Origin of the sequence: Micrococcus sp. HSID17227 (assembly GCF_003989405.1) — a bacterium.
Lineage (GTDB): Bacteria > Actinomycetota > Actinomycetes > Actinomycetales > Micrococcaceae > Micrococcus > Micrococcus luteus.
The window spans coordinates 1-10,577 of sequence record NZ_RBLN01000052.1 but is presented as its reverse complement, the minus strand read 5'-3'; the positions used below and the strand labels follow the sequence as shown (position 1 = coordinate 10,577).

9 protein-coding genes are annotated in these 10,577 nt (G+C 70.0%); 6 read left to right on the top strand and 3 right to left on the bottom strand.

Annotated elements, in window-relative coordinates; all coding sequences use genetic code 11:
* The 6 genes from yidD to D8M29_RS04695 all read left to right on the top strand — a co-directional run.
* On the top strand, positions 1–365 hold a 365-nt coding region (gene yidD, locus D8M29_RS04720), incomplete at its 5' end, for a membrane protein insertion efficiency factor YidD (protein WP_238693330.1).
* A gap of 5 nt (positions 366–370) precedes the next feature.
* A complete protein-coding gene (gene yidC, locus D8M29_RS04715) occupies positions 371–1,369 on the top strand; it encodes a membrane protein insertase YidC (protein WP_049145020.1) in 999 nt (332 codons plus the stop codon).
* A gap of 2 nt (positions 1,370–1,371) precedes the next feature.
* Positions 1,372–1,956, top strand: a complete 585-nt coding sequence (locus tag D8M29_RS04710; protein ID WP_095347377.1) for a R3H domain-containing nucleic acid-binding protein — start codon at positions 1,372–1,374, stop codon at positions 1,954–1,956.
* Positions 1,949–2,677: a 16S rRNA (guanine(527)-N(7))-methyltransferase RsmG gene (gene rsmG, locus D8M29_RS04705; RefSeq protein WP_127435143.1), complete on the top strand. Its 729-nt coding sequence runs from the start codon at positions 1,949–1,951 to the stop codon at positions 2,675–2,677. Before D8M29_RS04710 ends, rsmG begins: the two co-directional genes overlap by 8 nt.
* Positions 2,678–2,751: 74 nt before the next feature.
* Complete coding sequence (locus D8M29_RS04700) at positions 2,752–3,696, top strand: ParA family protein (protein ID WP_049145027.1); 945 nt, start codon at positions 2,752–2,754, stop codon at positions 3,694–3,696.
* A 2,515-nt stretch (positions 3,697–6,211) separates the two neighbouring features.
* Complete coding sequence (locus D8M29_RS04695; protein ID WP_095347379.1) at positions 6,212–7,534, top strand: ParB/RepB/Spo0J family partition protein; 1,323 nt, start codon at positions 6,212–6,214, stop codon at positions 7,532–7,534.
* 117 nt (positions 7,535–7,651) lie between these two features.
* Here the strand turns inward: D8M29_RS04695 and trxA are convergent, their stop codons facing one another.
* The 3 genes from trxA to D8M29_RS04680 all read right to left on the bottom strand — a co-directional run bounded on the left by trxA (position 7,652) and on the right by D8M29_RS04680 (position 10,446).
* A complete protein-coding gene (gene trxA / locus D8M29_RS04690; RefSeq protein WP_323662986.1) occupies positions 7,652–8,041 on the bottom strand; it encodes a thioredoxin in 390 nt (129 codons plus the stop codon).
* A gap of 31 nt (positions 8,042–8,072) precedes the next feature.
* Complete coding sequence (gene trxB / locus D8M29_RS04685; RefSeq protein WP_101967584.1) at positions 8,073–9,074, bottom strand: thioredoxin-disulfide reductase; 1,002 nt, start codon at positions 9,072–9,074, stop codon at positions 8,073–8,075.
* A 148-nt stretch (positions 9,075–9,222) separates the two neighbouring features.
* On the bottom strand, positions 9,223–10,446 hold the full coding sequence (locus D8M29_RS04680; RefSeq protein ID WP_238693329.1) for a hypothetical protein: 1,224 nt from the start codon (positions 10,444–10,446) through the stop codon (positions 9,223–9,225).
* Positions 10,447–10,577 lie beyond the last annotated feature (131 nt).

Sequence of the window (10,577 nt, the reverse complement as noted above, 5' to 3'; positions counted from 1 at the left end):
CCGTCACGCCCTCGCCCTTCGTCGTGCTCGAGCCCTCCCGTGAGTGGGGGCCGCTGCGCGCGCTGCCGTCCGCCCTGCTGGCGGGCCTGCTCACGGTCTATCGGGCCGTGGTCTCCCCGCTGTACGGACCCGTGTGCCGGTTCTTCCCCAGCTGCTCCGCCTACGGGCTGGAGGCCGTGCACGTGCACGGCGCGGTGAAGGGGTCGTGGCTCGCCGCGCGGCGCATCGGCCGGTGCCATCCCTGGAACGACGGCGGCGTGGACCCGGTCCCGCCCGGGCACCGACGCTGGCCGCCGGGCCGGCAGCCGCGCATCCTCGCCCTGAACCACCCTCCCATCCCACCTGATCTCCCGCAGGAGGATTGACCCCCATGTTCGAAGCCATCCTCTCCCCGTTCCGCTGGCTGATGTCCTGGCTGCTCGGGGCGTTCCACAGCATCCTGGAGTTTGCGGGCCTGCCCGCGGACTCCGGCTGGACGTGGGCCCTGTCCATCCTCCTGCTGGTGGTGCTCATCCGCACCCTGCTGATCCCGCTGTTCGTCAAGCAGATCAAGGCGCAGCGCGCCATGCAGGCCATCCAGCCCGAGCTGCAGAAGCTGCAGGCCAAGTACAAGGGCAAGAAGGACCAGCTCTCCCGCCAGGCCATGGCCATGGAGCAGCAGGCGCTCATGAAGGAGCACAAGGCGAACCCGTTCGCCGCCTGCCTGCCGCTGCTGATCCAGATGCCGTTCTTCTTCGCGCTGTACCAGGTGCTGATCGGCGCCCGCGGCGCGGCCGAGCGCGGCGAGGCCATGGACGCCCTGTCCGCGGACCAGATCCGCTCCTTCGAGGGCTCCACGATCTTCGGCGCCCGCATGTCGGACACCTTCATGAACTCGCTCGGCGCGCCGGGCAGCACGCCCGTGATCGTCACGGCGATCGTGCTGATCCTGCTGATGTCGGGCTCGATGTTCTTCATGCAGAAGATGCTCATGACGAAGAACATGACGCAGCAGGCCCTCTCCGGCCCGATGATGCAGACGCAGCAGATCATGCTCTACGCCATGCCCCTGATCTTCGGCATCGGCGGCATCAACTTCCCCATCGGCGTGCTCCTGTACTGGACCTACTCCAACTTCTGGGCCGTCGGCCAGCAGTGGTGGATCATCCGCAACAACCCGACCCCGGGCTCCCTCGCCGAGAAGGAGCTCAACGAGCGCCGCGCCGCCAAGGGCCTGCCCCCCGTGGGCCAGAAGGTGTCGAACGCCGAGGCCACGCCCTCGTCCGCGCACACCCAGGCGGGCCGCGGCGGTGCCGTGCTGAACGGTGAGGTCGTCCGCCAGTCGGGTCAGCGCGTCCAGCCCCAGCGCAAGAACCGCAGGAGGAAGTGAGCATGTCCGCCGAGAACGTGACCCCGGCCCCCGAGGCCGAGGACGCCGTCGTCGAGACCCCCGCGGGCCAGGGCTCTCGCGTCGCGGAGCAGGACGATGCCGCCGTCTCGGAGGCGGTGCGCCGCCTCGAGCAGGAGGGCGACGTCGCCGCGGACTACGTCGAGGAGCTGCTCGACATCGCGGACCTGGACGGGGACATCGACATCGAGGTCCGCGACGGGCGCACGTACGTGTCCGTCGTCTCCGAGGACCACGACGAGCGCCTGGACGGCCTCGTCGGCCCCGACGGCCGCACCCTGGAGGCCCTGCAGGAGCTCGTCCGGCTGGCCGTGCTCGCCGCCACCGGGCACCGCTCCCGGCTGATCCTGGACGTCTGCGGGCACCGGGAGCGCCGCAACGTCGCCCTGCGCACCGCCGCCCAGGCGGCCGTCGAGCGCGTCCGCGCCGGCGAGGGTTCCGTGCACCTCGAGCCCATGGGCGCGTACGAGCGCAAGATCGTCCACGACGTCGTCGCGGACGCCGGCCTGACCTCCGAGTCGGAGGGCGAGGGCGCCCGCCGGCACGTGGTCATCTCCGCCGATGACTGAGCAGGGTTCGGCCTACGAGCGGCGCCCCGGGCTGGATCCACAGGACCGGGGCGAGCGCCCCGCGCCCGTGGGGCAGTCAGCACCGCCGCTGACCGATGCGCTGCGGCCGGCCGCCGTCGAGCTGTTCGGCGAGGCACTCCCCCGGGCCGAGGCGTACGTGGCCCACCTGGCGGACACCGGCATCGAGTGGGGCCTGATCGGCCCGCGCGAGGCGCCCCGTCTCTGGGAGCGCCACGTCCTGAACTGCGCCGTGGTCGAGGAGCTCCTCCCGCAGGGCGCGCTCGTGGCCGACGTCGGCTCCGGCGCGGGCCTGCCCGGCGGCCTGTGCCTCGCGCTCGCGCGCCCCGACTGCCAGTTCCTGCTCATCGAGCCGCTCGAGCGGCGCGTGGAGTGGCTGGACATGGTGGTCGCCGACCTCGGCCTGGAGAACGTGGACGTGATCCGCGGCCGCGCCGAGCAGGTCTCCGGGAACCTCGACGTCGACGTCGTGACCGCCCGCGCCGTGTCCGCGCTGAAGACCCTCGTGCCGCTGACCATGCCGATGCTGCAGGGCGCCGGGGAGCTGCTGGCCATCAAGGGCCGCTCCGCGGCCGACGAGATCGCCGCCGCCCGCAAGGTCCTGCGCAAGTATGGTGGTGCCGAGCCCGAGATCCTCACGGTGGGCGAGGGCCTGCTGCCCGAGACCACCACCGTCGTGCGCGTCAGCGCGCGTCCCCGCTGACCCCTCCCCCACCGGGACGGGACGGGCCGGGCGGCAGCAGATCCGCACACCCGCGACCCAGGAGGTAGAGCCGCATGGCGCAGGAGCAGGAGAGCCGGGGTGGGGCCTGGAGGGCCCTGCGCCAGAAGTGGACCGGCCGGACCGCCGAGAAGGGCGGCGCCGACGCCGAGGAGCCCGCGCGGCTCCAGCGTCGCCGTCTGACGCGCCCCGACCGCACCCGCGTGTTCACGACGTCCAACCAGAAGGGCGGCGTCGGCAAGACGACGACGACGGTCAACCTGGCCGCGGCCCTCGCCCGCGCGGGCATGCGGGTGATGGTGGTGGACATCGACCCGCAGGGCAATGCGTCCACCGCGCTGAACATCCCCCACACCGGAGACGTCGCCTCCGTGTACGACGTGCTCCTGGGCGAGATGGAGATCCAGGACGTCGTGCAGGACGCCCCGGACGTGGACGGCCTGCAGGTGGTGCCCGCGACGATCGACCTGGCCGGTGCCGAGATCGAGCTGGTCTCGCTGGTGGCCCGCGAACAGCGACTGTCTCGGGCGCTGGAGGCGTACACCGCCTGGCGCGAGGAGGACGGCCAGGAGCGGCTGGACTACGTGTTCATCGACTGCCCGCCATCCCTGGGCCTGCTGACGGTCAACGCGTTCGTGGCGGCTGAGGAGGTGCTCATCCCGATCCAGGCCGAGTACTACGCCCTCGAGGGCCTCTCCCAGCTGCTCAAGAACGTGCAGATGATCCAGAAACACCTGAACCCGCGCCTCCAGGTGAGCACCATCCTGCTGACGATGTTCGACGCGCGGACCAACCTCGCCGTGCAGGTGGCGGAGGAGGTCCGGACGCACTTCCCGGAGCAGCTGCTGAACACCGCGATCCCCCGCAACGTCCGCATCTCCGAGGCCCCCAGCTATCAGCAGACGGTGCTGACTTACGACCCGGCCTCGGCCGGCGCCGTGGCGTACCGGGAGGCGGCCGCGGAGATCGCCGGCCGCGGTGCGCCGGCCGTGAAGGGCTGACGCGCAGGCGGTCTGCTGCGGTCGTCGCCGGGCTGCGCTGCTGACGACGACGAAGCCCGCCGGAGGGAGTGATCCCCCGGCGGGTTTCGTCGTGAGTGATTGCGGCCCCCAAAGATGTGGGATGGTAAGACAAGCGGAATCGCTGGGCATGTCGAAAGTTCGTGTTTCACGTGAAACGACGGTCTCCGTGGGGCGAGCGTGGTGCCGCCTCGGCGGGACGACGGGGAGGGGTGTCCGTGGTCGACCGCCTCCGTCTGACACGCTCCCGTCTCCTCTCCTGGGCCGGCCCCTCCGCCGCCGGCCAGGCGCACCTGTCGCGAGGCCTGGGTGGAGCCGCGGGCGGCGACGCACGAACTCACGGGGTGAACGGCATGGCGGCGGGGCGGCAACGGCGGCTGTGAGGGCCGGCGGTGCACGCTGCGTTGAAGTGCTCCGCGAGGGCTGCGCGACGCGTGGGGAACGTCCTGGCCGCCGGGCGCGGCCGTGCAGGGTATGGTCCGTCCCTCCTCCTTCACCCGGGTGCGCTGCAGCCTCGAGGATGCAGCCAGCGAGCAGGCCGGGTGCTGTGAGTGGGTGCCCCCTCTCCCCCACGGTCAGACCTCCTCGCCGTCGGTGACGTGCAGGGAATCGGGGCCAGAGCGGAGCACGAGCCGTGGTGTCGCCGCGAGGCGCGCGGCCGGTCTGCCGTCAGCGTGTGCGAGAGCAGACGTCAGCGGCGATGGTGGGCTGCTGTGATTCGTCTGAGTTGGAGGGGCCGAACGGCGGCGCCAGAAGGACAGTTCTATTGTGCATTCCTGTGTGCGGAGTAGGAGAGACTCCGGCGAAGAGGGGCGGCCGCACGCCCCCAATGTATACAGAGACACGCATGTGAGCTGGCACTTTGCGGAGTCAGCAGTGGTTAGCGGCTATCGTCGATGTTGATATGTGGACAAGATCTGTGGACAAGGGGACGTCGTGGGTAGGTGGCCGTGGGTGCCACCATGGCGCTGGTTGGTCTGGCGAATCCCCAGCGTGGCCCGACGGCTAGGTACGGGGTCGGCAGGGGGAATGCTGAGTCAGCCTGGGTCCCCTCCCCCGGGAAACCCGCATCAGCTCAGTGCGGGACGGTCAGGCCGCACGGTTCTGACCCCTGCAACGACGTGGAAGCAGGACGTCGATCACTCAGGTGGTGGCCGGGGGTTTCACGTGAAACACGATGCTCGCGCGTAGGTCTAGCGTCGATCCCTGGAGGGAGCCGCGTGCGGACGGACGGGTGAAGACCCGGTTCCACACGAGTCGGACGTGAACCTTAATGGGCGGAATGGGCAGACGGGAGGAATGGGTCCGGTCTGTCGGGCGGAAGGGCCTGCCATATGACTGTACGGCCGCTGCTGACGGCAGCGACTGCATCGAACAGTACGGTCAACGGCACAAGTCGGTGCAAGCCGCGCGACATGGGACCCGCGACCCGGCGTTCGCGTCCAGTACGCCGCCACGTTTCACGTGAAACCGAACGACCGACGTCCGGCGCTCGACGCGCCCGGGTCACAACGTCAGCAACGCGAGGAGTCTGAACCTCGAACGCATCTCACGCCCCTATGGACGCCGGCATCTGAATGCAACCCGCTCGTGGGCGGACTTCCGTGGCACCAGTGCACGGTCGAATCTTCGAACGGGACGTTTCACGTGAAACGAGCCTCGGGCGAAGGGGCCGTACCGTGAGATAACCACTTCAGGTTATCCATGGAACACACCATCAATGCCGCCAATGGGGTGACAGAGAACGACACGACAAGGAGGCACTGGTTCGTGAGGAGCAACCACGACAACCATCGGGCCCCCGTCCGTGTTCTCTGCGACAGACTCATTCGTGTTTCACGTGAAACACGGTCACCGACGCAACGTTCGATTCGTGAGCCGCGCGGGGGTGAGGAAGCACTGAACACAAAACGACGAGAAGTCCGAGCACGGCCGTTCGGCGATTCGAGTGTCCACACCACACCGCGGGGAGTGGAGCGGCGTTTCGATCCTGGTCCGCCACTTTCGATTCGACGATCCGCAGCATGATGCGGGTGGCCGGCAGACTGAGTACCGTCCGCACGGAAGGTTGATCGGTACCGGTACACCGAGAACACAAGCCGGTATATCTGCGATTCGACAATCGCCCACTCGCCAGCTTAGGGATCGCGTTTCATGTGAAACGAGTGGACCCTACGGGATGCATGTGAGGGTTCTGATGATTGCAGCGGCAACCCTCCTGGAGCGCTCCAACTCGGAGTGTTCCACGTGAAACACTCACGCTCGCGGCAGGCGTCCACCCGCGCGCCCACCCCCCCGTCGTCCGAGTCCAATCACGGACGTGCATGCCAGAACCGAGACCCGAATATCACCGCACCCCTTGCAGCTCAGGCCCTCGCGTGGCCACCGGCAGTCGGGGCCAGCACAACGTGCGGGGTGTCCTCACGTCGCCCAGGATCATCGAGACCAGGCCGCTCACCTACACTGATCGCAGACCCACTCACTGCAGGAGGACCCGTTGAAGACGAGCCGTCGAGGAGGCCTGGGGCGAGGCCTCGGCGCCCTGATCCAGAGCACTGTAGAAGCCCCGGAAGAGAACGCCGAGGCACCCTCCCCGGAGGACTCTCCGACGCCGGCGAAGAGCGGCCCGAAGACCGAGACGCCGGGGGAGTCCGGCGAGCCGGTCCCGTCGGCCTCCCAGCAAAAGACCACGGGCCGCACCGCTCAGGTCACGAAATCAACGTCCACAACTGGCCGGAACGCCGCGTCCGCCACGAAGGCAGGGACCACCTCGTCGAAGCGTGCCTCGCGACCCGCGCAGCGTCCCGTCGACGTGTTCTTCTCCGCAGAGTCCGAGGATGCACCCGCGGCGCGGCCGACCAAGGGGCGTCCGGCCATGCCGACGGTGAAGGCGCCCAGCAAGCGTGCCACCTCCGCGACGTCGTCGAGGAAGGAACCGGGGGACTCGAGCGTTGAGTCCGCCGCGACCGAGGGGACCGTGTCCGCGGACATCGCGGTCCTGCGGGAGATCCCGGTGGGGGACATCCACCCCAACCCGCGGCAGCCGCGTGAGGTGTTCGACGAGGACCACATGGCGGAACTGGTCACCTCGATCCGCGAGGTCGGCATCCTGCAGCCGATCGTCGTGCGCGAGGTGGACGGCCCCACCCCCTATGAGCTGATCATGGGCGAGCGCCGGTGGCGCGCCACCCAGAAGGCCGGCCTGGACACCATCCCGGCGATCGTCCGCCAGACCCCGGACCAGGACCTCCTGCGGGATGCTCTGCTGGAGAACCTGCACCGCTCCCAGCTGAACCCGCTCGAAGAGGCCGCCGCCTACCAGCAGCTCATGGAGGACTTCGCCTGCACGCAGGAGGAACTGTCCCAGCGCATCGGCCGCTCTCGTCCGCAGATCTCCAACACGCTGCGGCTGCTCAAGCTGCCGCCCCTCGTGCAGCGCCGCGTGGCCGCCGGCACGCTCTCGGCCGGCCATGCGCGTGCGCTGCTCGGTCTCACGGACCCGTCGGACATGGAGCGTCTGGCGCAGCGGATCCAGTCGGAGGGCTTGTCCGTCCGGTCCACGGAGGAGGCGGTCGCGCAGCTGCAGGGCGGGCTCCGGCCGGGCCGCACGCCGCGGCGCAGCACGGACGACGCCCGCCACGAGCGCCTGGACCACTACGCCACCGCGCTCACCAGCCGCCTGGACACCGCCGTGAAGATCACCCTCGGCGCGCGCAAGGGCCGCATCGCCATCGACTTCACCACCGTGGAGGACCTGAACCGCATCATGGACCTCATCCAGGGCGGTCAGGACGGCAAGGGGAAGGGCAAGAAGTCCTGATCCGGAGTTCCCGCGGACGGCGTCCACGGGCACCCGCCGCTGGTCCTGAAGATCAACGCACGACGGCCCCGTCACCCTCTGGGGTGACGGGGCCGTCGTGGTGAGTGGGGGAGGGGCTCAGCCGAGCAGGGCCGAGAACTCCTTCTCCAGCGCGGCCTTGGGCTTGGCGCCCACGGACTCGGCGACCTTCTCGCCGTTCTGGAAGCCCACGACGAGCGGGATGGAGGTGACGCCGTAACGCGCGGCGATGGCCGGGTTCTCGTCCACGTTGAGCTTGGCGATCACGGCCTTGCCCTCGTGCTCCACGGCCATGTCCTCCAGGACGGGCCCGAGCATGCGGCACGGGCCGCACCACTCGGCCCAGAAGTCCACGAGGACGGGCAGCTCGGACTGGAGGACCTTCTGGTCGAAGTCGGCGTCGGTGACGGTGATGGTGCTCATGGCAGCCTCCTGGGGTTTGTTCTGTGTCTGACGAGGGTGGACAGGGGTGTTATCGACATGATTCATGACGCTCCGTCAGGGGTCATGAGTTAGTGGCTCATGCCGGGTTCGCGTCCGACTCCGGGCCGGCCGGCGCGGCCTCCTCCACGTCGGCCACGGTCGCGAGGTAGTGCTCCACGTCCTGGGCGGCCACGCAGCCCGAGCCGGCGGCGGTGATGGCCTGGCGGTAGGTGTGGTCCGTGACGTCGCCGGCGGCGAAGACGCCCGGCTGGGAGGTCCGCGAGGACGGATGGTCGATGCGGATCGTGCCGTGCTCCGTGAGCTCCACCTGGCCCTGCACCAGGTCCGTGCGCGGGTCCTGGCCGATGGCGACGAACAGGCCGGTCACGTCCAGCGTGGACGCCTCGCCGGTGCGGGTGTCCCGCAGGCGGAGGGTGTTGACCTTGTCGTCACCCGTCACCTCCGTGACCTCGGTGTTCCAGCGGAACTCGATCTTCTCGTTCTCCATGGCCCGGTGGGCCATCACCTTGGAGGCGCGCAGCTCGTCCTTGCGGACCAGCACGGTCACCTTGGACGCGAACTTCGTGAGGAACAGGGCCTCCTCCATGGCGGAGTCGCCGCCGCCCACGACCGCGATCTCCTGCTCGCGGAAGAAGAAGCCGTCGCACGTGGCGCACCAGCTGACGCCGTGGCCGGAGAGGCGCTCCTCGCCGGGAACGCCGAGCTTCCGGTAGGCGGAGCCGGTCGTGAGGATGACCGCGTGGGTGCGCAGCTGGGTGCCGTCGCCGAGCGTGAGCACCTTGGGGTTCGACGTCAGGTCGGCCTGCACGACGTCGTCGTAGACCACCTCCGTGTTGAACCGGCGGGCCTGGGCCTCGAGGTTCGCCATCAGCTCGGGCCCCTGCACACCCTCCGGGAAGCCCGGGAAGTTCTCCACCTCGGTGGTGTTCATCAGCTCGCCGCCCGCGGTCACCGCCCCGGCCACCAGGACCGGGGAGAGCTCGGCGCGGGCGGTGTAGATCGCCGCGGTGTATCCGGCGGGGCCGGATCCGACGATCACGACGTTGTGGACGCTCTGGTCCTGGGCGGTGGGGGCCACGGGTTCCTCCAGTGGATCGGGGTGGTGGACGCTCCTCCAGGACAACGGCGGAGCCACGGGCGGGTATTCCGCGGTGCCGGGGCCGCGGTGCGACGACGTCCGGCGACGGCGGCCGGAAGGTCCGGCGCGCCGTCGCCCGGGCGCGGGGTCAGCGGACGGCGATCTCGCCGAGGCGCAGGCCGAACGGGAGGTCCGACGTCGTGCCCTCCAGCTGGGGCAGCGAGGTGAGGCTGACGATCACGTACTCGGCCTCGGCCTCGGTGCCCTCGAACGGCACGGGGATGGAGACGGTGTCCTGGTCGAAGGTGCCGTTGCCGATCTCCTGGGCGTTCGCGCCCTCGGGGGAGTCGGCGATGTAGGCGAACCAGGCGCCACCGGTGGCCCCCGTGCTCTGCAGGGTCACCTCGTTCACCTCGGTGCGCTCCTCGAGCTGGACCACGAGGTTCATGCTCTCCACATAGCCGCCGAAGTTCGGCCGTGCGTAGGCGAAGGTGCGCCACACGGTGGTGGGGTCGCCGTCGATGAGGTTGCTCAGGTCCGCGTCGTGCTCGGCCTCGTGCTCCGGCAGGTCCGGCACCGAGCGCAGGGCCTGGACGGGCTGCGGGGCGGCCGCGGCGCTCTCGCTGGTCGGGGTGGGGGAGGGGCTGGTGCTCTCCGACGGCGACGGGGTGTCCGATGCGGACTCGGACGACCCGGACCCGGACGACGCGGCCGCGGCCTGCGGGGTCGGCCCGCCGCGCAGGTTCTGGGCCAGCAGCACCCCGCCCACGACGAGTGCGGCCAGCAGGCCGAGCATGAGGAGCAGGGCCAGCGGACCGCCGCCGCGCGTGCGGCCGTTGCCGTCGCCCGGGTCGGCCACCGTGGCGCCCTCGTCGCCCCCGGTGGTGGCCGGGGCGGTCAGGACATCCGGAGCCGCGGCGGCGGCCGTCGAACCGGCAGCCGCGGCACCCGCCGCCGTTGCGGCCCCGGCCCCGGCAGCCACCGGCGCGGCCGTGCTGCGGGACTCCTCGTGGACGGGCGGCGCGGACTCGGCCACGATCGCTCGGCGGGGGACGGGACGCTGGCGCCGCACGGGGATCGCCTCGGTGTCCGGGGCGACCGGCTCCGGCGCGTCGGTCTTCTCGGCCGCCACGGGCTCGACGGGCTCGGTGGGCGGCGTGGCCCCGTCGGCATCGGCGTCGGTGGTCTGCGCGGCGGCGGCCCCCGCCGCGACAGCCGGGAGTGCGGCGGTGCCCGCCTGGGCCTCGCGCCTCTCAGCTTCGCGCTCCGCGGCCTCGCGTTCCTGGGCCGCGCGCTTCTCAGCCTCGCGCCGCTCGGCCTCCCGGGCCCGCTCCTCAGATCGGAAGAGCGTCGGGTCGGGCAAGAGCGTCACCGCCTGTGTAGATTTCGGTGGTAGGTGCACCATTAGAAAAAAAATATACACAAACTGTGTGCAGATCAGCACTAGGACGTAAATCTATTAAGAAATCTCTTGTGCAAGTCAACATCTAATATTTATAGTGA